General features: G+C 40.8%; 21 protein-coding genes. All 21 read right to left on the bottom strand.

Translation table 11 applies throughout. From position 1 onward, the window contains the following. Positions 1–286: 286 nt before the first annotated feature. On the bottom strand, positions 287–2,629 hold the full coding sequence (locus CSV76_RS01240) for a DNA translocase FtsK (RefSeq protein WP_099624522.1): 2,343 nt from the start codon (positions 2,627–2,629) through the stop codon (positions 287–289). 88 nt (positions 2,630–2,717) lie between these two features. After that, positions 2,718–4,385 carry a ribonuclease J gene (locus tag CSV76_RS01235; protein ID WP_085428690.1) on the bottom strand — a complete coding sequence of 556 codons (1,668 nt, stop codon included), beginning with the start codon at positions 4,383–4,385 and terminating at the stop codon, positions 2,718–2,720. 113 nt (positions 4,386–4,498) lie between these two features. After that, entirely contained in the window at positions 4,499–5,398 is a 900-nt protein-coding gene (dapA, locus tag CSV76_RS01230; protein WP_199173023.1) for a 4-hydroxy-tetrahydrodipicolinate synthase, read from the bottom strand. A gap of 36 nt (positions 5,399–5,434) precedes the next feature. Then, on the bottom strand, positions 5,435–6,460 hold the full coding sequence (asd, locus tag CSV76_RS01225) for an aspartate-semialdehyde dehydrogenase (RefSeq protein WP_085428688.1): 1,026 nt from the start codon (positions 6,458–6,460) through the stop codon (positions 5,435–5,437). Between the two features lie 117 nt (positions 6,461–6,577). Further along, a complete protein-coding gene (locus tag CSV76_RS01220) occupies positions 6,578–7,168 on the bottom strand; it encodes a dipicolinate synthase subunit B (protein WP_099624520.1) in 591 nt (196 codons plus the stop codon). After that, positions 7,141–7,947 (bottom strand): NAD-binding protein, encoded by an 807-nt coding sequence (locus tag CSV76_RS01215; protein WP_085428686.1) that lies wholly within the window; start codon positions 7,945–7,947, stop codon positions 7,141–7,143. Before CSV76_RS01215 ends, CSV76_RS01220 begins: the two co-directional genes overlap by 28 nt. Further along, a complete protein-coding gene (locus CSV76_RS01210; protein WP_085428685.1) occupies positions 7,940–8,218 on the bottom strand; it encodes a YlmC/YmxH family sporulation protein in 279 nt (92 codons plus the stop codon). The genes CSV76_RS01215 and CSV76_RS01210 overlap by 8 nt, the downstream gene beginning before the upstream one ends. A 58-nt stretch (positions 8,219–8,276) precedes the next feature. Continuing rightward, positions 8,277–9,536, bottom strand: coding sequence for a M16 family metallopeptidase (locus CSV76_RS01205; protein ID WP_099624519.1), 1,260 nt, complete (start codon positions 9,534–9,536; stop codon positions 8,277–8,279). Positions 9,537–9,619: 83 nt separating this feature from the next. Next, complete coding sequence (pnp, locus tag CSV76_RS01200) at positions 9,620–11,740, bottom strand: polyribonucleotide nucleotidyltransferase (protein ID WP_085428683.1); 2,121 nt, start codon at positions 11,738–11,740, stop codon at positions 9,620–9,622. Positions 11,741–11,879: 139 nt separating this feature from the next. Further along, positions 11,880–12,149 carry a 30S ribosomal protein S15 gene (gene rpsO, locus CSV76_RS01195; protein WP_029053162.1) on the bottom strand — a complete coding sequence of 90 codons (270 nt, stop codon included), beginning with the start codon at positions 12,147–12,149 and terminating at the stop codon, positions 11,880–11,882. Positions 12,150–12,280: 131 nt separating this feature from the next. Then, positions 12,281–13,219: a riboflavin biosynthesis protein RibF gene (gene ribF / locus CSV76_RS01190; protein WP_099624518.1), complete on the bottom strand. Its 939-nt coding sequence runs from the start codon at positions 13,217–13,219 to the stop codon at positions 12,281–12,283. Between the two features lie 12 nt (positions 13,220–13,231). Then, entirely contained in the window at positions 13,232–14,143 is a 912-nt protein-coding gene (gene truB / locus CSV76_RS01185) for a tRNA pseudouridine(55) synthase TruB (RefSeq protein WP_085428681.1), read from the bottom strand. A 97-nt stretch (positions 14,144–14,240) separates the two neighbouring features. Further along, complete coding sequence (gene rbfA / locus CSV76_RS01180; protein ID WP_029053165.1) at positions 14,241–14,591, bottom strand: 30S ribosome-binding factor RbfA; 351 nt, start codon at positions 14,589–14,591, stop codon at positions 14,241–14,243. A gap of 22 nt (positions 14,592–14,613) precedes the next feature. Then, positions 14,614–14,892 (bottom strand): DUF503 domain-containing protein, encoded by a 279-nt coding sequence (locus tag CSV76_RS01175; RefSeq protein ID WP_085428680.1) that lies wholly within the window; start codon positions 14,890–14,892, stop codon positions 14,614–14,616. Beyond that, positions 14,889–17,174, bottom strand: a complete 2,286-nt coding sequence (infB, locus tag CSV76_RS01170) for a translation initiation factor IF-2 (protein ID WP_099624517.1) — start codon at positions 17,172–17,174, stop codon at positions 14,889–14,891. The genes CSV76_RS01175 and infB overlap by 4 nt, the downstream gene beginning before the upstream one ends. Then, a complete protein-coding gene (locus tag CSV76_RS01165) occupies positions 17,152–17,502 on the bottom strand; it encodes a YlxQ family RNA-binding protein (protein WP_099624516.1) in 351 nt (116 codons plus the stop codon). Before CSV76_RS01165 ends, infB begins: the two co-directional genes overlap by 23 nt. Next, a complete protein-coding gene (rnpM, locus tag CSV76_RS01160; protein WP_085429111.1) occupies positions 17,499–17,777 on the bottom strand; it encodes an RNase P modulator RnpM in 279 nt (92 codons plus the stop codon). Before rnpM ends, CSV76_RS01165 begins: the two co-directional genes overlap by 4 nt. A gap of 21 nt (positions 17,778–17,798) precedes the next feature. After that, entirely contained in the window at positions 17,799–18,992 is a 1,194-nt protein-coding gene (nusA, locus tag CSV76_RS01155) for a transcription termination factor NusA (RefSeq protein ID WP_099624515.1), read from the bottom strand. A gap of 200 nt (positions 18,993–19,192) precedes the next feature. Next, positions 19,193–19,663, bottom strand: a complete 471-nt coding sequence (rimP, locus tag CSV76_RS01150; RefSeq protein WP_085428676.1) for a ribosome maturation factor RimP — start codon at positions 19,661–19,663, stop codon at positions 19,193–19,195. Between the two features lie 141 nt (positions 19,664–19,804). Next, on the bottom strand, positions 19,805–24,112 hold the full coding sequence (locus tag CSV76_RS01145; protein WP_369823261.1) for a PolC-type DNA polymerase III: 4,308 nt from the start codon (positions 24,110–24,112) through the stop codon (positions 19,805–19,807). Positions 24,113–24,176: 64 nt separating this feature from the next. Further along, positions 24,177–25,871: a proline--tRNA ligase gene (locus CSV76_RS01140; RefSeq protein ID WP_099624605.1), complete on the bottom strand. Its 1,695-nt coding sequence runs from the start codon at positions 25,869–25,871 to the stop codon at positions 24,177–24,179. Positions 25,872–25,889: the final 18 nt, after the last annotated feature.

The following is a 25,889-nucleotide window of genomic DNA, read 5'->3' as shown; positions in this document are numbered from 1 at the left end:
TATGTTAGGACGCTATACGTCTTATACCCCGCAACATTACTTTATATCTGGAATCTCGTTTTAAAAATAATCATTTGATTAGACTATTCAAAATTCCATTACCTTGCACGTTACATAGTATGATAACGCTTTCTGTTCTGCTTACTATTGAATGTCACACTCTATTTCAATAGCCCAAAATGATAATTTCCTTCTACCTTCACTATAACATTTACTTAGGTAGAAGGAAATATCTAGCCATAATCACGAATAACTTTGACTAATCAAAATAAAGACGAATGAATCCTTACATTTCGAACTCAGACTTAGTGAGTAGTACGTGTCTTGGTTTACTGCCCTCAGGCGGTCCAACGACTCCCCGTGCTTCCATTTGATCCACAATACGTGCAGCTCTGGCATAGCCGACACGGAACCGCCGCTGAATCATGGAGACGGAAGCAGTCTGCATATCTACTACCATCTGTACCGCCTCATCATATAAATCGTCAGTTTCTTCATGCGGTGCTAACACTTCTACTTCAGTTGGAATCATCTCTTCCTGATACTGAGCTTTTTGTTGCTCGATCACGAAATTCACTACCGCTTCTACTTCTTCATCCGACACAAATGCGCCTTGTATACGTGTCGGTTTTGAAGCGCCAGCAGGAAGGAACAACATATCTCCACGACCCAATAACTTCTCTGCACCGCCACCGTCTAGAATAGTTCGCGAATCGATGGCAGATGATACGGCAAATGCAATCCGAGAAGGAATATTCGCTTTGATGATACCCGTGATCACATCCACACTTGGACGCTGTGTAGCGATAATTAAATGAATACCCGCGGCTCTTGCCATTTGTGCCAAACGCGTGATGGAATCTTCAACATCACTTGACGCTACCATCATTAAGTCTGCCAGCTCATCGACGATGACGACGATATACGGCATGCGTGGGTGTTTCTCGTCATGATCTTCATTCCATTGTTCAATGTGATTGTTATACCCTTCAATATTTCGAGTACCTGTATGGGAGAATAATTCATACCTACGCTCCATCTCAGACACAATACGTTGTAATGCTTGGGCCGCTTTTCTTGGATCTGTGACTACCGGTGCCAATAAATGTGGAATCCCGTTAAAGACATTCAGCTCTACCATCTTGGGATCAATCATCATCATTTTCACTTCATGCGGTTTTGCTCGCATGATGATACTCATAATTATGCCGTTGACACAGACACTCTTACCGCTACCTGTTGCCCCAGCAATTAATACGTGTGGCATCTTATTAAGTTCAGTCATCATCGCTTGTCCAGTCACGTCACGGCCTAAACCTACAAGCAACTTGGCACCCGGTGGACTATTTTCTTTTGATTCGAGCACTTCACGTAAACTAACCATTGCCACTGCATTGTTTGGAACTTCAATCCCAACCGCTGATTTACCAGGGATAGGTGCTTCAATACGAATGCCACTAGCCGCCAATGCCAATGCAATGTCATCCGCCAAACTAACAATACGACTTACTTTTACACCCGTATCAGGCAGAATTTCATATTTGGTGACTGCTGGTCCGAGATGGACTTGTGTCACGCGCGCTTTGACTCCAAAGCTCAGGAACGTTTTCTCGAGTTTCTTTGCGTTCGCCTGAATCAAATCATATTCACCAGACTGATCGCTCGTTACAGGCGGCTCTAGTAGATTAGTTGATGGTAAAATATACGCTTCATTTTCTTGTTCTCCACCCATTACTGGATAATCTGCTGCAGGATCTTTAGGATCTATCGCAGGTGTTTCATTCGCTTGTGTTTTTATTTCTTCTGTATGTTGCGGTTCTGCGGCTTTTTCTATTTTGGCTGTGAAACTAGAAATAATCGGTTCACTAGCAGGTTCTATATACTCTTGAACCGTTTGCGTTTCAGCAGGCTTTTCAACTTTAGGCTTACTCTTCCTATTGGTCCGAGCACTTTCTTTTCTCTTTTCTTCAGGAGACTTAACAGTTTTCTTTTCACGAGCTGCCCACTTCTTTTTTATATCACCAATAAAGATAGGTGTTTGCTCCACCAAAAATGGAATCAGTGCTTTTCCTGTCAACAGGATAATACCAATGAGCAGTAGCAACACGCCCGCTACAGTAGCGCCCGAGGAATCCACTAATGAATAAAACATCGCGAACAGCACAGCGCCTAGCATGCCGCCACCGAGCGTCCCTGTCTGATCATGGATCCCATCATTGGTAATGAGGACTTTCCATGTTTCCTTAAGTGCAGAATTCGACATCAATACTTTACTTTCATACAATGTTTGAAATAAATGTACATGACTAAATAGCAACATGCTTCCTAAAATAAATAAGCAGCCGATAACTATTCGGTGCTTATATCCACCGATCTGTCTCTTAACCATAAAGATCAAGGCTTGCACTATAATCAAAAATGGCAATGCTACATACCAATTACCTAATAAAAATCGGGAAAATGCCGATAAACCTTGGCCTATGATGCCGAATTCAAAGATCATAATTATCGCAATACCAATCAATACAACACCAAGTATTTCAAACCAGAGCGGTTGCATTTGACTTTGCTGATTTTTCTGTTGTTTTTTCTTAGCGGGTGCTCTCTTTTTAGCTCGTTTTTTTGCCATTTGCCAACCCCCTTTCTGAAAAAAAGATTTCCAGCCAGGAAGGCATGGAAATCCAATTGTTATTTAAATCGTCAACAAACGGTATAGATTAGTATTCCATGATGATTGGAATAATCATCGGACGACGTTTTGTCTGCTGATATAAATACGAACTTAATGTTTCGCGGATCTCTTGTTTAATGTTTGTCCATTCAAACGTTTCTTTATTCACATATTTCTCAACAATCTTCGTAATCAATTTCGTCGCTTCTTCAAACAACTCTTCTGATTCGCGAACATACACAAAGCCCCTAGATACGACTTCAGGACCTGCTGCAATTCGTTTTTGTTTTCGATTCAAAGTTACAACGACTGTAAAGATTCCATCTTGTGATAAAAGCTTGCGGTCGCGCAATACGATATTTCCTACATCTCCTACACCAATACCATCAATCAAAACATTGCCCGCCTGAACTCTACCTGCCATACGAAGCTTTTCGTTCTTGAATTCAACGATGTCTCCTTTATCCGCGATGAAGATGCGGTTTTTAGGTAGACCCACTTCTTGAGCAAGTTTGGAGTGTGCAATTAACATACGGTATTCACCTTGAATTGGAATAAAGTATTTCGGTTGCATCAAGTTGAGCATCATTTTCAAATCTTCAGCTGAACCGTGACCGGATACGTGTACATTGCGTGTGGACGTCAGTACAGTCGCTCCAGCTTTAGCTAGTTCATTCATCATCTTGTACATGGAAGTTTCCATGACAGGAGAAGGTGTGAATGTGATCAATACCGTATCTGAACTTTTGATATTGATTTCTCTATGATGTTTACGAACGATTTTCTCCAAAGCATCAAGTGGCTCACCTTGGTTACCCGTTACAATAATAACGATATCTTGATCATCGTATTTTTCCATGTCTTTCACTGGAATGACTACATCTTCTTCTACTTGTAAATAACCTAATTTCAATCCGACTTCAAAGTAGCTCTCCAAACTTTTACCAACAACTGCAACTTTCTTTTTCTTAGCTGCCGCCTGATCTAGTACTTGTTGAATCCGTATAAAGTTAGATGCATACAACGCCACTAAAATTCTACCTTGTGCTTCGTGGAACGTTTTAGAAAGTCGTTTTACAATCACAGATTCAGATGTCGTATAACCTGGACGCTCTGCTTCTGTAGAATCGGACATCAAGATAAAGACGCCTTCTTCACCAAGTGTAGCCATTTTCGCAAAATCAGGGCGATATTTGCCTTTTGCTGCTTGGTCAAATTTAAACTCACCTGTATTGACGATTGCGCCCTCACTTGTGTGGAATACAATCCCTAGAGAATCAGGGATGCTGTGAGTTGTGTAAAAGAATGTCACATGCGTGCGCTTGAAGTTCATGCGGCTTTTGCTTGTCACTTCAAAGAATCTAACATTAGATGGTGCTGGCATTTTCTTTAAATGTTCTTTCGCTAACGCTAATGTCAACTTTGTACCGTAGACAGGTGCTTGTACTTTTTGTAATAAGTATGCAATTGATCCAATTGCATCTTCATGACCGTGCGTTAGGAAGATTCCTTTGACCCGATCTTTATTTTCTTCCAGATATGTCATATCAGGTATTACGAAGTCAATACCTAGCATTTCCGTTTCAGGGAACATTAATCCGGAATCCATAATAAATAGTTCATCGTCAATTTCAACGACGTACATGGACTTCCCGACTTCTCCTACTCCACCTAGTGGAATCACTCTAATTAATTCATTTTGTATTTTCGTCACATTGTTTCCTCCTATATTCTATTCCCGCCCACAACGACTAAACCCCATTATACGAGATAGTAGGTGTTCTGTACAAACAAAAAAAGCCGGATTGGTCGTCCGGCTTTTGTTTATTACAGAATCCGTGTTCTTTTTTCAAAATTTTCAAGTGCAATGTCAATCATTGCCGCTTCACTTGCGTCCATTTCAACAAGTGGTAACCGAACACCACCTGTTGCTACGCCTATCTTTTCCAACGCATATTTTACGGGTACTGGATTCGGTGTTAAGAACAATGCCCGAAATACCGGTAATAATGAACGATGAATGTCAGCGGCTTCTTTTGTGTCACCATTTTGGAAAGCTTGGATCATTTTCTGCATTTCATTGCCTACAACATGTGAAGAAACTGAAATAATCCCTCTACCGCCAATTGAAAGCAAAGGTAATGTCAATCCATCATCACCACTGTATACTTCAAAATCATCAGCGGTTCCTTCAATGATTTCCGCCATTTGCTCTAAGTTTCCACTTGCTTCTTTAATCGCTTTGATATTATCGATTTTTGATAATGCTATAACAGTTTCGGGAAGCAAATTGACGATGGAGCGACTTGGAATATTATAAAGCAAAATAGGCAATGCCGTAACGTGCGCAATCGTTGAGAAATGTGCATACATACCTTTTTGGTCAGGTTTATTATAGTAAGGCGTCACAAGCATGATCCCGTCAGCTCCTGATAGCTCAGCAGCCTTCGTCAGCTCGATTGATTCAGCTGTATTGTTTGACCCTGTACCTGCAATTACAGGTATACGCTTATTCACTACTTTCACTACAAAATCCAGTAATTCCTTCTTCTCAGTGACAGTAAGCGTGGGTGACTCACCCGTCGTACCACTGACGACGACAGAATCTGTCCCATTCGCAATCAAATGCTCAAGCAGAGTTGCTGTTTGAGCGTAATCAATCATACCGTCAGGAGAAAAAGGAGTGACCATTGCTGTTCCTATATTTCCAAGTTGCACATAGATCATTCCTTTTCATTAGCATTCTTGATTCGCCTATACGATTTATTTGATAAGTGCCTCAGCGATTTGTACAGAGTTCAGTGCAGCACCTTTTAATAAGTTATCGGATACGATCCAGAGATGGAAGCCTTTAGGGTTATCCAGATCTTTACGGATTCTTCCGACAAATACTTCATCCTTATCTTCTGCATAAAGTGGCATCGGATATAGTTGTGAAGCTGGATCATCTTGAAGTACAATACCCGGCGCATTTTCCATCAATGACTGGATATCTTTAACCGTGACATTCTCTTGATCGATTTCAATATAAACTGATTCCGAATGTCCAGACACAACAGGAAGTCTGACACAGGTAGCTGCAACTGCCATATTTTGATCACCAAAGATTTTCTTCGTTTCATTGATCATCTTTAGTTCTTCCAATGTATAGCCAGACTCGTCAAATGAGTCAATTTGTGGAATTGCATTAAACGCAATAGGATAATGATTCTTTGCTGAAGCCGAAGGTAATACTTCCGCTTCTATTTCACTACGATTCACAAACTGTTTGCTCTGCTCTTCCAATTCTTCTATTGCTTCAACACCAGCGCCTGAAACTGCTTGATAAGTAGATACGATCAGCTTGCTAAGACCATATTGATCTTTAATAGGCTTAAGTGCTGCTACCATTTGAATTGTAGAACAGTTTGGGTTCGCTATGATTCCTGAATGATTCTGTAATTCTTGAGGATTCACTTCAGGAACTACGAGCGGTGTGTTAGGGTCCATACGGAATGCACTTGTATTATCAATTACTACTGCTCCACTTTTCACTGCATCTTGTGCAAACTTTTCAGAGATACTCCCACCTGCACTAAAGAATGCAATGTCAATACCTTCAAAAGCATCCGGTGTCGTTTCTTGTACAATGTACGTTTTTCCACCTGCTTTGATTTCATTGCCTGCCGAACGTTTGGATGCAAGTAACTTAATCGAAGTTGCAGGAAAATTACGTTCCACCAATTTCTCAAGTATTTTTGTTCCTACCGCTCCCGTTGCGCCGACAATTGCAACATTAACATTCTTCATCTATATCTTCCTTTCAATGATTAACAAGTATTATTTGGGACAGTTGGTAATGTCCACGTCTCGTTAATTGTTATTGAACGAATTATAACATATTTTGCGGTATTTAAAAATCTATTTTCATGCATTATTATGAATTATTAGTAAGGGTTGCAATTGTTTGCTTTGTATTGCAGAAGCCACAGTAGTAGGTAGTAATGAGAAGTCCGATATTAAAGAGTTCGGTTTTTTTATACAGTCATCTTGACCGAACGGAATAAAAAAGACATGTTTCATATTTAATAACTTCATAAGATTCATGCCATTGAGACCTAGTGCATCATTAGTCGAAATTCCGAGTACTACCGGTTTTCCGTTTCGCAAAGTCGCTTTTGCTGCCATCAATACTGGTGAATCAGTAGCAGCATTGGCGAATCTACTCATTGAGTTACCTGTAAGTGGCGAAATAACCATGCAGTCAAGTGGATTGGACGGACCGAATGGTTCTGCTTCAACGATACTCGTCACTACTTTCTCTCCTGTCGCCTCTTCTATTCGTTTGATCCATTCTTCACCTGTACCAAAACGTGTAGCAGCATGGAGGACTGAATGTGTAATGATTGGAACAACGATCGCTCCTTCTTTTTGTAAAGAATGAATCATTGGAAGTAATTGGTCATACGTGCAGTGTGAAGCAGTGATTCCTAATCCGATTCGTTTTCCTTTGAGCATTTAGTTCCCCTTTCGTCTATACTCATTCTCAAAACCGCGTCAACCAAGACAGCTGCCGCGTCCTTAGGAAAGTGCTTCCCAGGCAATTTGAGGTGTATTGTATAGTATTCAGAGGAATCTCCCTGCTTTAGGCACCCAGGTGCTGAAGACACATCAAAAACAGGCACAGAACCACTTTGTTTTATATCTAGCCACTGGGCTGGAACCGTATTCACTAAGTAGCCGTTTGTGAACATAGTCGTTTCATTCAGCTGCAGCGTGTTATAACCTAGTACTCCTGCTTCTGCTAACTGTTCTTCTGAACGGGCAACTACAGTGACAGTAGCTTGCAATTGGTGCAATGTATGCGCAATTGCTTTGCCAACCCTTCCAAATCCCGCAATATAAAAATGCTTACCTGCAATTTGCCGCTTCGTTTGCTCATAAAAAATATGGACGAAGGCTTCTGCAGTCAATTGAGCATTTCTCCAAATGAACTGTTCTTTTTCCAAATAATTAGTATGCCGAATGCTTTTTTCAACTAGCTCTTGTCTCCATACCGCAGACGTATTGCCAGAATAAACAGAAGAGCCTTCTTTCAAATAGTCGACGGGTATGCTTTGTTTCATCGACAGCAACGGAAGTAGAAGACAATCTGGCTTTGTTTCTAACAGAATCTTCTTCAACTGGTCGTCAAAGGTATCCGTTGAAATATACACACTGTCAATTCCCGATTCCACTAATAGTTCATTCGCTATCCGCAACCGTTGATCTGTGCCTACTACAAGCCATTTAGTCATAGCCTTCTACCTCCTTTTTGTTTAGTTCATGCGTTTTTCCAAATAAAATTCGATCTTCGCCTACCAGCACAATTTCATGCCACGGAATGTATTCGATAATATTCTGATCTTTTTGCCGAAAAAGTGTTTTTCCTAACTTTTTGCGGATTTCAAATCCAATAATGGCTCCAGTTTTACGGTCAAAAAGTAAATCTGTTTCTGCTAGAAAGCCATATCTCATACCTTCTTCTACTTGTATCAGCTCTTTTTGTGCCAGCTCTGATAATCGCATGGAAGTCCTCCTTCATATTAGATCTCTATCATCTTATGTGTAGGAAGCGAGAAGTCGACTAGTTCTGTAGTTTTTTAAATTGCTGAATATTGGTTTTAGGCGCGATAATTGATGTGGCGCGTTTACTTTCTAACATTTGCTGGCCAAGTCGATAGACACTTCGCTTTTCAACGTTTTCAATATGATTGACCACTTGTTCAATTGTTTGATGCTTACCAAGCACTAATTCATTGCGACCATTTCTATACATGCGTGATTCAGAACTTTCTAAACCGAGCACAAAGCTACCTTTTAGCTGTTCCTTAGCATTTCTTAACTCTTTATCTGTCAAACCATCATGTAGCACTTCACCTATAACTTGATCGATTGTACGATAGGTTTCTTCGAAGTTCTCAGGAGAAGTTCCACAATAAATCACAAAGGAACCAGCGTTTTCATATGCAGCATAATAGGTGTATACCGAATACGCCAGTCCACGGTTTTCTCGGACTTCCTGAAACAATCTAGAAGACATGGTTCCCCCGAGTATACTATCGAATAAACTTAACTCATAAATTTTATCATGAGTAGAAGGTAAGGACGGATAACCAAAACAGACATGAGCTTGTTCAATATCTTTTGCTTTGATAATTTGTTGAGCAGTGAAATTCGGAACTCTTTCTTCATGCAATAAAACAGGAGCTTGTTCCTTGCTTTGATAATTTCCAAAGTTTGCTTCAATCAATTTAATCAATCGTTCATCATAATTTCCCGCAATCGAAATGACCAAGTTTTCAGGTCGATAGTGTTTCACCATGAATTGTTCAACCATTTCTTTTGTGAAAGACTTGATGGTTTCGATTCGTCCCCCTACCGGTCTTCCAATTGGATCTTCCGGAAACATTGCTTCCCATAATCTTTCATCTACATCTTCGTCAGGCATATCTTCAACTGAAGAAATTTCATCTAATATGACGGATTTTTCTTTTTCCATCTCTTCTTCTTTAAACTTTGAATGGAAAAACATATCAGCTAGAACAGTCAGTGCGTATGAGGCATGATGACTTAAAACTGTAGTGTAATAGCAAGTCATTTCTTTAGAAGTAAACGCGTTAAGATCGCCTCCAATCTGATCGAATTGTTCGGCAATCATTCGCGCACTTCTTGTATCTGTTCCTTTAAATAGCATATGCTCTATAAAGTGAGCGATTCCCTCTTGCTCTTTTGTTTCATTTGCTGAACCTGCATGTACCCAAATACCGATCGCTACGGACTGTACATGGGGCATCTTTTCATGAATAATACGAACACCATTTGAACAATTATACTTTTGTATCATAGACTTCACTCCTTATGTAAAGTACAAAAAGCCTCCTTCGCCGCAACTTGTGCAGGAAGAGGCTTTTTGAATAATTCATTTGATTACTCTTTGCTAGCTTGTTCTTTTTCTTTTTCTTCTAGAATGACTACTTTACGTGAAAGATTGACTCGACCTTGTCTGTCGATTTCAATTACTTTTACAAATAGCTCATCATCTAATTTAAGTACATCTTCCACTTCTTTCGTGCGTGCTTCTTGAATTTCAGAAATATGAAGCAAACCATCTTTGCCAGGGAAGATTTCTAAGAATGCGCCAAATTTCTCAATACGTTTAACTTTTGCCAAGTAGTACTCGCCTACTTTTGCTTCACGTACGATATTTTCAATCATCTTCTTAGCTTTCTCATTCATTTCAGAGTTTGGTGACGAGATGTAAACCGTTCCGTCTTGCTCTGTATCGATTTTCACTTGAGTTTCTTCGATAATTTTATTGATTACTTTACCGCCAGGTCCGATTACATCACGGATTTTGTCTGGTTTAATATGAATCACTATAATTTTCGGTGCATATTCAGACAATTCTTCACGTGTTGAAGAAATTGTTGTCAACATATGATCAAGAATTTTAATACGGCCGATTTTTGCTTGCGCAAGAGATTCTTCTAAAATCTGACGAGATAATCCGTCGATTTTAATATCCATTTGAAGTGCAGTGATACCTTTACTTGTACCTGCTACTTTAAAGTCCATATCGCCTAAATGATCTTCCATTCCTTGAATATCCGACAGAATAGAATAATCTTCATCCTTTTTGATCAAGCCCATAGCAATTCCTGCTACTGGTGCTTTAAGTGGTACGCCAGCATCCATCATAGCCATTGTAGAGGCACAGATCGATGCTTGTGAAGAAGAACCATTAGACTCCAATACTTCTGCAACGAGACGCATTGTGTAAGGGAATTCTACTTCATCCGGAAGCATAGGCTGCAACGCTCGCTCTCCTAACGCACCGTGACCAATTTCACGACGGCCAGGACCACGAATTGGTCCTGTTTCCCCAACACTAAAGTTTGGGAAGTTATAATGGTGCATGAAGCGCTTAGACTCATCTGAGCCTATACCATCAATAATTTGGTTTTCACCAAGCGCACCTAATGTACATACGCTTAGCACTTGCGTTTGTCCACGTGTGAATAATGCGGAACCGTGAGAGCGAGGTAGTAGACCCGTTTCAGAAGATAATGGACGTATTTCGTCAAGTCCACGGCCATCTGGGCGTACTTTGTCGACTGTAATCAGACGGCGTACTTCATCTTTCACCATTTGCTCTAGAACTGCTTTCACTTGCTTGATTGTAGTTTCATCTGCTTCGATTTCTGTATAATGCTCAAGAACGGATGCTTTCACTTCATTGATCGCTTCTTCGCGTGCATGCTTCTCTTCAGTTTGTATCGCTGTTATTAATTCTTTTTCACAACGATCTTTCACTTCTTTACTGATGTCTGTATCCAATTCGAATAACTCAATCTCAAACTTTGGCTTACCGATTTCAGCTATTATCATTTCTTGGAATTCGACTAATTTCTTAATTTGATCATGACCAAACATAATTGCTTCTAGCATGATATCTTCAGTCACTTCTTTAGCTCCTGCTTCTACCATGTTGATTGCATCTTTTGTTCCTGCTACGACCAAATCAATTTCAGATGTTTCAAGTTGGCTAGGTGTAGGATTAACGATGAATTCTCCATCGATGCGACCTACTTGAACACCTGCAATCGGACCATCAAATGGAATATCCGAAATGGAAAGAGCTAATGAAGAACCGATCATTGCCGAAATCTCAGATGAACAATCCTGATCTACAGACATAACAAGTGAAATAACTTGAACATCATTACGGAAGCCGTCTGGGAATAAAGGTCTAATTGGACGGTCAATTAATCGACTAGTCAATACCGCATTTTCTGAAGGACGCCCTTCACGCTTAATAAATCCACCCGGAATTTTACCTACTGAGTACATACGTTCCTCATAATTTACTGTTAGGGGGAAGAAATCTAAAGGCTTCGGCTTTTTAGAAGCAGTCACCGTAGAAAGTACTGTTGTTTCGCCATAACGAACGAGCACAGCACCATTAGCTTGCTTTGCAAGTTGGCCGGCTTCGATTGTTAGCGTACGTCCAGCCCAATCGAGTGTATAAACTTTTTTCTGTTCTGACATTGTAGAACTCCTCTCTATTGTAAAACTTTCTACATCTAGTATGTAATTAGTAATAGTGTATCAAAAGTGACACATTTATGCGAAATATATTATCTTTAGTCCATAGAAAAAAGCGGGCAAAGCCCGCTTTTCAGTCTTATTAACGGCGTAAGCCAAGTGATGCAATAAGATCACGGTAACGTTGAACGTTAGTTTCACGTAGATATCTCAATAGACGACGACGTGTACCAACCATTTTGTACAAACCACGACGTGAGTGGTGATCTTTCTTGTGCGTACGTAAGTGGCCGTTCAAGTTGTTGATCTCTTCAGTAAGGATAGCAATCTGAACATCAGCCGATCCAGTATCATTTTCATGAGTCTTGAATTCGTTGATCAATTCAGCTTTGCGCTCTTGTGTAATAGCCATCCTTTTCACCTCCTAAATAAAAGTATCCCCGTCTCCCGAGCAAACGTTGGTGACTCGTGTTGCCAAGAAGAGGTTCGTGTATTGAACACTATTGTATCATATCACGGCATTATGTCAGTTGCAACAACCAACTAGTCGATTAATAAGTCCTTTGCCGTTTGTTTGTCTTTGCCAATTTGTGTTTTCAATGCATCAAGCGAATCGAATTTTTGTTCTGAACGTATGCGGTGTAGCCATTCAATCGCTATTTGCTGTCCGTAAAGATCCATGTTTACATCAAGGAGATGTACTTCAGCCGTAGGAATACGATGTTCTGGATCATGAAATGTCGGCTTCACGCCCATATTACAAACTCCACGATACCAGGTATCTCCGATTAGACAACGCACAGCGTATACCCCATTGGCGGGAACGATATGTTCTTCAGCTGTTTGAATATTAGCCGTAGGAAAACCCAATTGACGCCCTCTTTTTTCACCATGTATCACTTCACCGAATGTACGGAATGGCCGCCCAAGAAGCACTGCTGCGGCCTCTACATCACCATTAGATAACAACTGTCGAATTTCAGTCGATGAGACTTTATATTCTTCATTAAATGTTACTTTAGAAATGACCGTAGTGCCGTACTTCCCTTCTGACAGTTCCTGCATGTCTTTCATCGTACCTAAACCCTTCGAACCGAACGTAAAATCAAATCCTGCCGTCACATGCTTAACATTGAGTCCTTTAATAAAGATGTCTATGAATTTTTGCGGCGAAAGACTAGCCAGTTCCCAATCAAAGCTAACGATGAATAACGCATTCACTCCGAGCGACTCGAGTACTCGGTTTTTTTCTTCAGCCGGTGTAATATAGCCAATATTCTTTCCCGAAAAGAGTTGCGATGGATGAGGATCGAATGTCATGACAGCCGTTTTTATCGCTAATTCATCTGCAACTTTTTTTGCACTACGGATGACTTCCTGATGTCCTTTATGTACACCGTCGAAAAATCCAATAGCTAAAGAATAAGCATGTTGTTGTTCAATTTCTACCTGATCTGGATATCGTAATCTGTAGATTTCCATTTCTATCTCTCCTTACTCACTAGCCAGTAGCATTTTTTCTGGTTTCATTAATCCAGGCTTTGTTGGGTGGTTTTGATAGATCGCCAATACGCGACCCTCGAACATCATCATGATGGAAGGGTGATCGTTGAGCAGTGGTACTGCTGGGAGCACTTGACCATTTCGTATGGATTCTACTAAAGATTCTTCCAGTTCTAGCTGTGGAAATTCAGTCAACACGTCTTCGATAGGACGCAAGATGGTCTGCACTTGTCCTTGGTCCATTATTTGCGCTACTTCAGCTAAAGTTTTACAATGGGATTCATTAAAATTACCCGAAACGGTACGGATTAAAGAATGCATATGTGCTGGATATCCGAGAAGTTCACCAATTTGCACTGCTAGCGTTCGAATATAAGTTCCTTTTCCACATCGTACTCTAATGGAAAATGTCACTTCTTCACCAGTAAACGATTGTTTCTCATCCAATAAATCGATTTGATCGATCTGCACTTTACGAATCGGTCTTTCTACTTCGATGCCTTTCCGCGCGTATTCATACAGTCGTCTGCCGTTTACTTTTACCGCTGAGTACATAGGAGGGATTTGTGTAATTTCCCCTGTCAATTGCTCTAGTGCTTCCATAATTTGCTTCTTCGAGAATTCCTTATGTGTCAAATCACTAGCGACCGTCTCACCTTGCGCATCCTCAGTTTCTGTTGAGCGGCCTATCGATACAGTAGCAATATATTCTTTTCCCGCATCGGTAATATAAGAAGCCACTTTTGTAGCTCTTCCTATGCAGATGGGCAAAACGCCTTCTACTTCAGGATCCAACGTACCGGTATGACCTACTTTTTTCGTCTTTAATATTTTCCGAAGTTTAAAGACACAGTCATGCGATGTCATGCCCTTCTCTTTCCATAAAGGCAAAATCCCGTTCATCCTATCCCTTCTTCCTAAATTCATTCAGAAATACTTGCTCTATGTAAGAAGAGAGGAAGCCATACCGCGTAAGCGACTATGAACTTCCTCCTCATGTTTATTGTTCGTTTTCATCATTTACTTTGCGGATTAAGCTTTCGATCCGGTTACCGTAAGCAACTGATTCATCGATTTCAAATTCGATTTCAGGTGTTTTACGCAAACGAATTCTCTGACCAATTTCTGATCGTATGAAACCTTTCGCTTTAGAGAGCCCAAGTAACGAATCTTCCTTTTCTTTATCTGTCCCTAAAACAGATATGAAAATCTTCGCTTGTTGCAAGTCTCCAGTAACATCTACACCCGTAACAGTTACAAAACCGATACGTGGATCTTTAAGTTTTTGGCCGATGATATCGCCCAATTCTTTTTTCATTTGTTCAGCTATACGATTAGCACGCACTGACATGGCAATTCACCTCGTTCTTCGCTCATAAGTAGTCAACTGTACACGCGGTCATTTCCCAATCAGGATTGGATTCAAACAGACGAATCGCACGTCTTACTTCTCGTTCTGCTGCGTCTTTCGAAGATGCAACAGCAACTAAAGCAAAAGTGGTACGTTGCCATAAATCCTGATGATCAATTTCTGCAACAGATACATTATAGGAATTTTTCACCCGATCTCTCATCCGGTTCAGCACTGATCGTTTATCTTTTAACGAAGCTGCTGACGGGATGTAGAAAGAACATTCCGCGTAAACAATCATACTCGCTTGATTTCTTCCATAATGTACGCTTCGATGATATCTCCTTCTTTGACATCATTGAATTTCTTAATGGTAATTCCACATTCATAGCCTTTTGCGACTTCTTTTGCATCATCTTTGAAACGCTTCAATGTATCAAGTTCGCCTTCAAAGACTACAATGTTATCGCGTAATACACGAACGCCAGCATCACGAGAGATCTTACCATCGATTACATAGCTTCCTGCAATCGTACCGATCTTCGATACTTTAAATGTTTCACGAACTTCCGCCTGACCAATTACCTTTTCTTCATACTCAGGATCAAGTAATCCAGTCATAGCAGATTCAATTTCTTCAATTACTTTATAGATGACACGGTGTAGACGGATGTCTACGCCTTCTGCTTCCGCAGCCCGTTTTGCATTGGTATCAGGTCGTACGTTAAACCCAATAACGATTGCGTTGGACGCAGCAGCCAATGAAATATCGGACTCATTGATAGCACCTGCACCAGTGTGGATGATTTTAACGTTAACGCCTTCAACTTCGATCTTCATTAGAGAAGCCGCCATTGCCTCAACCGCACCTTGTACATCTGCTTTAACAATCAAGTTCAATTCTTTCATTTCACCTTGTTTCATTTGGTCAAATAAGTTATCAAGTGTCACACGAGTTTTTTCTACGCGTTGTTCTTGAAGAGCTTCTCCGGCACGTGTTTCCCCGATTTGACGAGCAGTCTTTTCATCTTTAAACACAACGAAACGATCTCCTGCAAATGGAACATCACTCAATCCAGTAATTTCTACCGGTGTGGATGGGCCTGCTTCTTTTACGCGACGTCCAAGGTCACTGACCATTGCACGTACACGACCATACGTATTTCCGACAACGATTGGATCTCCTACATGTAATGTACCATTTTGTACAAGCAATGTAGCTACTGAACCTTTACCTTTGTCGAGCTGCGCTTCAATTACAGTTCCTCTAGCTCTAATAGATGTATCCGCAGTAAATTCTCCTACTTCTGCAACTAGTAAAACCATTTCAAGTAACTGTTCAATTCCTTCACCTTTTAGTGCGGAAATCGGAACGAAAATGGTGTCGCCGCCCCAATCTTCTGCGACTAAACCGTGTTCAGTCAATTCTTGCATGACGCGGTCTGGATTTGCTGCTGGTTTATCCATTTTATTAACTGCTACAATGATTGGAACTTCAGCAGCTTTCGCATGATTGATCGCTTCAATCGTTTGCGGCATTACACCGTCATCCGCTGCAACAACTAAGATTGTCAAGTCTGTGACTTTTGCACCACGTGCTCTCATTGTTGTGAAAGCTTCGTGACCTGGCGTATCTAAAAATGTGATTTTCTTGCCATTAGCTGTTATTTGGTATGCACCAATATGCTGAGTAATACCACCCGCTTCACCTTGAGTTACTTTAGTGTCACGAATCGAGTCAAGCAATGTTGTTTTACCATGGTCTACGTGACCCATGATAGTGACGACTGGTGGTCGCTCTGTCAACTCGCCTGCTACTTCTTCTTCCTCTTCAGGATCTTCGAAGTAGATCTCCAAGTCTGTTACGTCAATACGGATCTCTTCTTCTACCTCAACCTCGTATTCAGCACAAATCAATTCAATTGCATCTTTATCTAATTCTTGGTTAATGGTAGCCATTACCCCAAGCATGAACAACTTTTTAATGATCTCGGAAGGCTCTTTACCTAACTTTTTAGCTAGCTCGCCAACTGACAATGATTCATAAAATGTGATTTTATCCGGTAAAGGTATTTCAACCTTTTGTGCTGGTACTGCCGGACGATATCTACGGCGCCCTTGGTTGATTCCGCGTGCTGGTGGTCTTCCACCGCGACCGCCGCCTGGACGACCGCCTCCACCAGCTGGACGTGGTCCGCCGCCTTGTGCTTGACGAGGTGGCGGAGTGCTACCCGTTTTTGGAGCTGATGTAGATTGCCCTTGTGGACGTGTTGATGATGGTCGGTTCGATCCGCCTTGGTTACTAGCAGGACGATTAGTACCTTGTGTTGAGGCTGGTTTGTTTGTATTGCTTGGACGATCTGTTCTTTGGTTCGCTGGCTTGCTCGCCGGCTTAACTGTAGCAGTTTTTACCTCAGGCTTTTTCAGGTCTCCAAACTTTTCATCTAATTTTGCAATTGAAACTGGATCTAGTTCTTCCATATGGCTCTTAATCACAATATCACTCTTAAGTAATTCTTCAGCAAGATCTCTACTTGTTTTTCCTATTGATCTGGCATATTCATGTACTTTCATTTTCGTCATTAGCCCACCCCCGGTTATAATCGTTGAGTAGCTCGGATATTTTTTTTGCGAATCCTTTATCTGTTAGTGCCAAGACAACTCGGGCTTCTTTTCCAATTGCATGCCCCAGTTCTTCACGACTTCCAAATACATGCTTCTCAACGTTGTACGTAATACATTTATTCGTTAATTTCTTCATTGTATTCTTTGATGCATCGCCTGATAGGATGACCAGATGTGCTTCACCTGAACGAACCGCCTGTACGACTAAATCTTCACCCGTTGCAATTTTACGTGCACGGGCAGCCATACCTAGCAGTTGATATATTTCTGTCGGATCTTTTGTCATTTGATTGCCTCTCGTCGAATTGCATGTAAAAGGTCATCGTAGACTTGTTCCGGTACTTTAACTCCCAATTGATGTTCAAATGAGTGTTGCTTACGTGCTTTCTCCACGGCATCCTCCGTTTTAGAAACATATGTACCGCGGCCTGACTTCTTTCCTGTCAAATCTACGGATACTTCTCCTTCTTTCGTACGGACAATTCGTATCATTTCTTTTTTAGGTAACATGTCACCAGTCGCTGCACATTTACGCAAAGGGATTTTCCGATTGTTCGACATCAGCATGCAATCCTTTCCAAATCAATCTTCTTTGTCTTCATCTGCGTATAAATCAAAGTCTTCAGCTGTTTCAACAGGTGTTTCTTCTTCATACTCGTATGTTTCCAAGAACTCATCTGTTTCGACTTCAGGTTCTTCTACTAGAACTGCAAGAGATTCTTCACGAGGATAGATCCCTAATTCTCTAGCGTCAGTTTCGCTTTTGATGTCGATTTTCCAGCCTGTTAATTTAGCAGCCAATCTTGCATTTTGCCCTCTTTTTCCGATAGCTAATGAAAGTTGGTAATCCGGCACGACAACTGTTGTCGAGCGTTCTTCTTCATTTACTTGTACATCAATTACTTTAGAAGGACTTAGAGCATTTGCAACGAAGACTACAGGGTCTTCTGACCACTCTACGATGTCCACTTTTTCGCCATTTAATTCATTTGAAATAGATTGTACGCGCGCCCCTCTTGAACCTACACAAGAACCGACCGGATCTACTTCTTCATTTGTTGTGTAAACAGAGATTTTCGAACGATCACCGGCTTCGCGTGCAATCGATTTAATTTCCACTGTTCCATCATAGATCTCAGGTACTTCAAGTTCGAATAAACGACGTAGTAGCCCTGGGTGTGTTCTAGAAACAAACACTTGCGGTCCGCGTGCTGTTCTTTCGACTTTTGTAATATACACTTTAATGCGATCGTGCGGAGCATAGTTTTCTGTTTGGATCTGTTCGCTTGTCGGCAATACAGCCTCCACTTTTCCTAATCCAACGAATAAGTTTTTCGGATCCATACGCTCTACGATTCCGTTTACGATATCTTCTTCACGGTCGATATACTCTTCATAAATCAAACCGCGTTCAGCTTCACGTACACGTTGTGTCACAACTTGTTTAGCGGTTTGCGCAGCAATACGGCCAAAGTCACGTGGTGTAACTTCTTCTTCGACGACATCTGTTAGTTCATAGACTGGATTAATCATTTGTGCATCTTCCAATGAAATTTGCAAACGATCATCTTCCACTTCTTCTACTACGTCTTTTCTTGAATAGACAGCCATAGTGCCTTTATTTAAGTTCAAATCAACACGGACGTTTTGCGCCTGGTTAAAATTTCGTTTGTACGCTGTTACAAGCGCTGCTTCAATCGCATCAACTATTACTTCTCTTGATATACCTTTTTGCTGTTCAAGAGCTGTCAATGCCTCGAGTAGCTCACTACTCATGTTCATCACTCCTACATTCCGATTGTCATTACTCATGGTGATTTAGTCGCTAGCACAGGACTAGACGGTGTTTGTGCTTTTGTTTACATCTAGCTTCAAGAACCAGGGGTCACTTCGAAATTCCCATAAAGGCAAAAAGCGCCTTTGTGGGAATTTCTCCAACGCCTGTCGAGGCTAGATGGTTCTTTGCGCTTTTGTTTTTAAAAGTCAATCGCCAGTCGCGCTAAAGCAATTTTTGTTTTATCGATTTCTACTAGTACTTTTCTTGTCTTGATCCGTATTTCCACTTTTGCATGGTCCGGTCCGTATCCGAGTAAGTAGCCTTCGAATTCTTTCATTCCATCAATCGGTTCATAAGTTTTGATGAACACATATTGGCCTACGGCTTTTTCAAAATCTTCATCTTTTTTCAATGGTCTTTCCGCTCCGGGAGAAGACACTTCAAGGAAGTAATTTTGCGTAATCGGGTCCACACGGTCCAGTTCCTCGCTTAGCTTATTACTAACAGCCGCACATTGATCTATGTCAATGTTACCTTCCGGCGTATCGATGTAGACGCGTAGAAACCAATCGCTACCTTCTTTTAAGAACTCAACATCAACCAGCTCAAGACCCAATTCTTCAACGATCGGTCTTGCCAACTGTTCGACTTCTTCTGTAATTTTACTCAAATGGTATCCCTCCCGAAATTCAAAATAACAACAGAAAAGAGCGGGGAGCCCCACTCTTTTCCGCAAGACGTATAGCAAAAGTTGTTTTAATCGTATCACATGGCCTTTTACAATGCAACTGAAGCAACCGCCACGAGCCCATTAGAATAGGGATAATTGGTTCGCTTCTGGCATTCCTTCCATACAACCAAGATTATCTAGATACTCAACTACTGTTTTAGAAACACGGCCTCTCTTCTGAAAGTCCTCTTTCGATAAAAACTCGCCATCTTTTCTTGCTTCAACAATCGTCTTCGCAACGTTCGTTCCGAGTGACGGAATCGAGTTAAATGGTGGAATTAATTTATTACCTTCAATAATAAACTGCGTTGCATCTGATTTATAGAGGTCGGGTTTAGCAAATGTAAATCCTCGCTCGACCATTTCAAGTGCAATCTCTAAAACAACTACTAAGTTCTTTTCTTTTGGAGGTGCATCCAATCCCTTAGCATTGATCTCTTTAATCATCGCTCGAATACTTGCTGAACCTTTACACATCGTCACTAAATCGAAGTCAGTCGCACGAACGGTAAAGTATGTCGCATAGTACATGATAGGATGATGGACTTTGAACCAAGCGATTCGAAGTGCCATTAAAACATATGCGGCTGCGTGAGCTTTCGGGAACATATACTTAATCTTCTTACATGAGCCGATATACCAAGCAGGTACTTTATTTTCTTTCATTGCTTCTTCAAATTCAGGTGTTAGCCCTTTACCTTTTCGAACTGACTCCATTATTTTAAATGCAAGCGAAGGTTCTAGACCCTGATAGATCAAATACACCATAATATCATCACGACAACCGATTACCTCTGACAGTTGACATGTTTTATTTTGGATTAATTCCTGAGCGTTCCCCAGCCAAACATCGGTGCCGTGTGACAATCCCGATATCTGGATCAACTCGGAGAACGTAGATGGTTTTGTTTCTTCCAACATTTGACGTACAAACCGAGTACCAAATTCCGGCACACCAAGCGTCCCAGTTTTACAATCAATTTGTTCTTCTGTGACACCAAGTGAAGACGTGCCGCTAAATAATTCCATAACACCTTTATCGTCGGGCGGTATGGTTAACGCATCGATGCCAGACAAGTCTTCTAGCATTTTGATCATCGTCGGATCATCATGTCCTAAAATATCTAATTTCAATAAGTTATTATCGATGGAGTGGAAATCAAAATGCGTCGTTTTCCAGCTGGATTCAAGATCATTGGCCGGGAATTGAATGGGTGTAAAATCAAAGATGTCCATTGTATCCGGTACAACAATAATACCACCAGGGTGCTGTCCAGTATTTCGTTTAACACCTGTGCAGCCCTGCACAAGCCGATCGATTTCAGCACCGCGCATTTGGATATCATTATCATTCATATATCCTCGAACATATCCGTAAGCAGTTTTTTCAGCTACTGTCCCAATTGTCCCTGCACGAAATACATAATCTTCACCGAATAATTCTTTAGTATAGTTATGTGCGTGTGACTGATACTCACCACTAAAGTTCAAGTCAATATCTGGAACTTTATCACCGGCAAAGCCAAGGAACGTTTCGAATGGTATATCTTGACCATCCTTTTTAAACATTGTCTGGCAATTTGGACATTCCTTATCCGGCAAGTCATAACCTGAGCTAACTGAACCGTCGTCGAAGAACTCATATGTCTTACAAGATGGGCACACATAATGTGGCGGCAAGGGATTTACTTCTGTTATTTCCATCATCGTTGCAACAAATGAAGAACCGACTGATCCACGCGAACCAACTAAGTAGCCGTCATCCAAGGACTTTTTGACAAGCTTATGTGAGATAAGATAAATAACTGAGAAGCCATTGTCAATAATAGAAGTCAATTCTTTTATGATACGGGCTTCAACAATTTCAGGTAATGTTTCTCCATATATTTGATGTGCCATAGAGTAAGTTAAATCTCGCACTTCGTCTTCCGCACCATCGATTGTAGGAGTATATAAGTCATCTTTGATTGGTTTGACGTCACCTACACGCTCCATTATTTTCACCGGATTATCAACCACGATTTCTTTTGCTACATCTTCACCTAAAAACTCAAACTCCTTCAACATTTCATCTGTTGTACGAAAATGAACTTCAGGTAAAGAGTGCCGATTCAACGGATTCGCCCCACCCTGTGAACGAACAAGTACTTGGCGATAGGTTGCATCAGTTTCATCCAAATAATGAACATTTCCCGTAGCACAAACGGGCAAGCCAGTTTTCTTACCAAGCTTAATCATCTTACGCATGATATCTTCGAGGTTCCACTCATCGCGAATCAAATCGAGTTCAAGTAAATGAGAGTAGACTGGCTTCGGATGAATTTCTAGGTAATCGTAGAAACTCGCAATTTCTTCTACCTCTTCCATCGGTTTTTGCATTAAACCTTCAAACACTTCACCTTTATCGCAGCCCGAACCAACTATTATGCCTTTTCGATACTTTACGAGCAACGAACGAGGGATACGTGGCACCCGATAGAAGAAGTCCATATGCGATATAGATACGAGCTTGAATAGATTTTTTAACCCTTCATTGTCTGTTGCAAGCAACGTGCAGTGTGAAGGTCTTGACCGCTTATAGGCATCTCCTTCACCGATGTTTTTATTAAGATCATCTAACCACTCGATCCCTTTTTCCTGTGCATCTGATAATAAACGCAAAAATAGATGTGCTGTAGCTTCTGTATCGTATATAGCACGGTGATGTTGTGTTAGTTCAATATCGAATTTTTTAGCTAACGTATTTAGACGATGATTTCGTAGTTCTGGATATAGGAATCGCGAAAGTTCCAACGTATCGATAACAGGATAAGCTACAGTTTCAATCTTCGCGCGCTTACATGAAGCATAAAAGAAGCCCATATCGAATGAAGCGTTATGAGCAATCAACACACTATCGCCTATAAAGTCTATAAACTCTGCCATGACATCTTCAACTTCGGGTGCATTTTCAACCATGTCATCTGTAATACCTGTCAAATTGGTAGTGATAGAAGACAGCGGATGATGCGGATTGGCAAAACGTTCAAAGCGATCAATGATTTCCCCATCTTTCACCCGCACAGCCGCCAGTTCAATGATTGTGTCGTAGACTGCTGACAAACCTGTAGTCTCAACGTCGAATACGACATACGTATCTGTTTCTAGCAAACGGTGTTGTTCTTCATAAACGATTGGCACACCGTCATCGACCAAGTTGATTTCTAAACCAAACAACACTTTTATACCATGCTTTTTACCTGCATTATACGCGTCAGGATAAGATTGTACGTTCGCATGATCGGTAATGGCAATTGCGGGATGTCCCCACTTGGCTGCTTGAGCAACTAAAGCTGAAGCTGAAACGACTGCATCCATTTGACTCATGGAAGTATGTGCATGTAATTCCACACGCTTCTGCCCATCTGGAGCTTTATCTTTCCGTTCAATTGTTGGAATAACCGCAATGTCCTGCGCCATCATGATTAAGTCTCTAACGAATGTATCGTTCTGTATACCGCCACGCGCACGAACCCACATACCTTTTTTGAAAGACTTCATGATTTCAGCGTCCTCATTATCTCGTGAAAACATTTTAACTAAGATCGAATCGGTGTAATCCGTTACTTTCAGTGTCAATAAAGAACGACCACTTCTTAATTCACGTACTTCTGCATCAAATACAAAGCCTTCTATAATCAAACGTCTTTCTTCATCTTGTATTTCATGGATTGGAACGATTGGCTCGTTAGCTTTGATTGGTGTACCAAGAGCAAGTACTTTATCAGAATCACCTTGTTCACTTTTCATCGATTCACGTTGTTGCAGCTGATGATAGGCCTGCTTGGATAGTACATCCTCTTCTTGTTTCTTTTGTGAGAGGAATTGTTGACGTTCTTCTTCTGCATTATGGTTTTCAACTATTGAAACATCTAACATATACTTTGGAAAACCGAATTGTTGATACAGGGCTGATATGGTTTCGATATATTTGTTTTTTAACGTTTGACACTCCAAGTCGCTTGAGCAATTAAGCAATAACTTCTCACCATGTATCTTAGGTGTTTGACCCACTAAACATTGACGCAAAGGGGGAGATATATCTGCTAATTCATCAATTATAATTGGCCAATAATCTATAATTAATTGTTCGTTTACTTCGTTGTTTCTTGCTTCCATTTCAAGATGAACATTCGCTATCGCAGCAAACGATTCATGAACGCGTTGTTGCATAAACTGAAAAACATCAATCGGCAACACTTTATCCAATGTAATGTTGAATTTCCACACTCTTGATTTCTTCTGTACGGTGACACGATTCAACTCACCATTTTGAAAATAGTTCATTAACTGATCATCTGTTAGACCTGTCTGTTGGAGCAATGTTAAAAACTTTTGAGCGGCATCCACTATATATTCCTCCGTTCTATCGCGAAAAGAAGGGAAGTTCCGTTAACGGACTCCCCTTCTTGGATTAATCTGCACTAAAGAAGGACTGTAGTTTTTCCAACACTTCTTCTTTTTGCCATTCTATTGACTCACCACTGTGGCGATACATAACTTCCACAATTCCTTCATCTGCTCTTTTACCAATTATAATGCGAACCGGCAAACCAATCAAGTCTGCATCAGCGAATTTCACACCCGCTCTTTCGGCACGATCATCATATAATACATCATATCGATATGACTCTAGTACAGCATATAATTCATCAGCTAGTTGTACTTGCACTTCATCTTTAACATTCATCGCAATTAAATGTATATCAAACGGCGCTAAATGTTTTGGCCATTTCAAACCATTTTCATCATTAAACTGCTCAGCAATTGTCGCCAGTAAACGTGAGATTCCCATACTATAACTTCCCATAATGAATGGCTTTGTTCGACCGTGTTCATTGAGGAAAGTTCCTTTCATCTGCTCACTGAAAACAGTACCTAGTTTACGAATATGCCCGACACCAATTCCTTCAGTGAATTTAATCGTACCCATTCCGTCCGGTGAGGCATCTCCTTCTTGAATAAAACGAAGATCCACGTAATCGTCTATGGCAAAGTCACGTTCTGGGTTAACGTTCAATAAATGATAATCGTCAATATTTGCTCCTGCTACTACGTTAACCATTGCATTAACCGCATGATCTGCATATACCCTTACACCAATAGGTAGTTTCACAGGACCAATTGAACCAATATGACAGCCTAGTAATTCTTCGATCTGTTGTTTAGTTGCCAGTTCTATATGAGTTACATTTAAAAAACGCTTTAATTTATGTTCATTGATGCTATGATCACCACGACATATAACCATAACAAAATCTTCATCTGCTTTATACACCAATGACTTGATGATACGCTCAGGGTCAACCGATAAAAATGAAGCGAGATCCTCAATTGTTTGTTGGTTTGGCGTGGAGATTTTTGACATTTCCAATTGCTTTTCATCTGGTGTCTCATACTCCGCATTCACTTCAGCAAACTCCATATTCGCAGCGTAGGAGGAGCTATCACTATACGCAATCCGGTCTTCTCCATTTTCTGCTAACGCTATGAACTCATGAGATCCTGCCCCCCCATCCGACATGACCATGCGGAAATGCATTCCAAGACGGGTTAACATATTGGTATAGGCTTGCATGACTTCCAAATACTTTTCATCCAAACTTTCTTGTGTGGCATGAAATGAATAGGCATCTTTTCTTATGAATTCCCTACTATGAAGTAAACCTGCACGAGGTTTTACTTCATCCCGGAATTTCGTTTTGATTTGAAAAATGGTTAGAGGCAACTTTTTATATGATCGAACTTCGTCACGCAACAAGTCGATGATTGCTTCTTCATCACTTGAGCTCAACGTCAATTGATTAGTTTGTCTGTCAGCGACATGGAACATTTCCTTACCGTATGAGTCCCAACGCTCGGTTTCTTTTAGGATACTCGAGCTTTGCAATGCAGGCAAAGAGATTTCTATTCCTTCGATAGCTTCCATTTCTTGACGGATAATCGTCGCGATCTTTCTAAACACTTTTTGTGCAAGAGTTAAATACGTGTACACACCATTGGCATTCTGTCGGATATAACCTGCCCGCAACAATAACTGATGTGAACGCATCTCTATATCTGCTGGATTTTCACGCATTGTGGGTATAAACGTTTTCGATTGTTTCATCATATACTCCCACCTTCT

The sequence above is a fragment of the Sporosarcina sp. P17b genome (assembly GCF_002743115.1).
In the GTDB taxonomy this organism is placed as follows: domain Bacteria; phylum Bacillota; class Bacilli; order Bacillales_A; family Planococcaceae; genus Sporosarcina; species Sporosarcina ureae_C.
This window is presented reverse-complemented; position numbering and strand designations above follow the sequence as displayed.

Bases quoted from the DNA above. Each gene is read 5' to 3' on its own strand.
- rbfA (WP_029053165.1), bottom strand. From the start codon at position 14,591: ATGTCAGTGCGTGCTAATCGTATAGCTGAACAAATGAAAAAAGAATTG.
- pnp (WP_085428683.1), bottom strand. From the start codon at position 11,740: ATGTCAGAACAGAAAAAAGTTTATACACTCGATTGGGCTGGACGTACG.
- asd (WP_085428688.1), bottom strand. From the start codon at position 6,460: ATGAAGAATGTTAATGTTGCAATTGTCGGCGCAACGGGAGCGGTAGGA.
- CSV76_RS01175 (WP_085428680.1), bottom strand. From the start codon at position 14,892: ATGATTGTTTACGCGGAATGTTCTTTCTACATCCCGTCAGCAGCTTCG.
- rnpM (WP_085429111.1), bottom strand. From the start codon at position 17,777: ATGTCGAACAATCGGAAAATCCCTTTGCGTAAATGTGCAGCGACTGGT.
- CSV76_RS01205 (WP_099624519.1), bottom strand. From the start codon at position 9,536: ATGATACAAAAGTATAATTGTTCAAATGGTGTTCGTATTATTCATGAA.
- infB (WP_099624517.1), bottom strand. From the start codon at position 17,174: ATGACGAAAATGAAAGTACATGAATATGCCAGATCAATAGGAAAAACA.
- CSV76_RS01165 (WP_099624516.1), bottom strand. From the start codon at position 17,502: ATGACAAAAGATCCGACAGAAATATATCAACTGCTAGGTATGGCTGCC.
- CSV76_RS01215 (WP_085428686.1), bottom strand. From the start codon at position 7,947: ATGACTAAATGGCTTGTAGTAGGCACAGATCAACGGTTGCGGATAGCG.
- nusA (WP_099624515.1), bottom strand. From the start codon at position 18,992: ATGAGTAGTGAGCTACTCGAGGCATTGACAGCTCTTGAACAGCAAAAA.
- CSV76_RS01220 (WP_099624520.1), bottom strand. From the start codon at position 7,168: ATGCTCAAAGGAAAACGAATCGGATTAGGAATCACTGCTTCACACTGC.
- ribF (WP_099624518.1), bottom strand. From the start codon at position 13,219: ATGGAAATCTACAGATTACGATATCCAGATCAGGTAGAAATTGAACAA.
- dapA (WP_199173023.1), bottom strand. From the start codon at position 5,398: ATGATCTATGTGCAACTTGGAAATATAGGAACAGCAATGGTCACTCCT.
- CSV76_RS01140 (WP_099624605.1), bottom strand. From the start codon at position 25,871: ATGAAACAATCGAAAACGTTTATACCCACAATGCGTGAAAATCCAGCA.
- CSV76_RS01210 (WP_085428685.1), bottom strand. From the start codon at position 8,218: ATGCGATTATCAGAGCTGGCACAAAAAGAGCTGATACAAGTAGAAGAA.
- rpsO (WP_029053162.1), bottom strand. From the start codon at position 12,149: ATGGCTATTACACAAGAGCGCAAAGCTGAATTGATCAACGAATTCAAG.
- CSV76_RS01240 (WP_099624522.1), bottom strand. From the start codon at position 2,629: ATGGCAAAAAAACGAGCTAAAAAGAGAGCACCCGCTAAGAAAAAACAA.
- truB (WP_085428681.1), bottom strand. From the start codon at position 14,143: ATGAACGGGATTTTGCCTTTATGGAAAGAGAAGGGCATGACATCGCAT.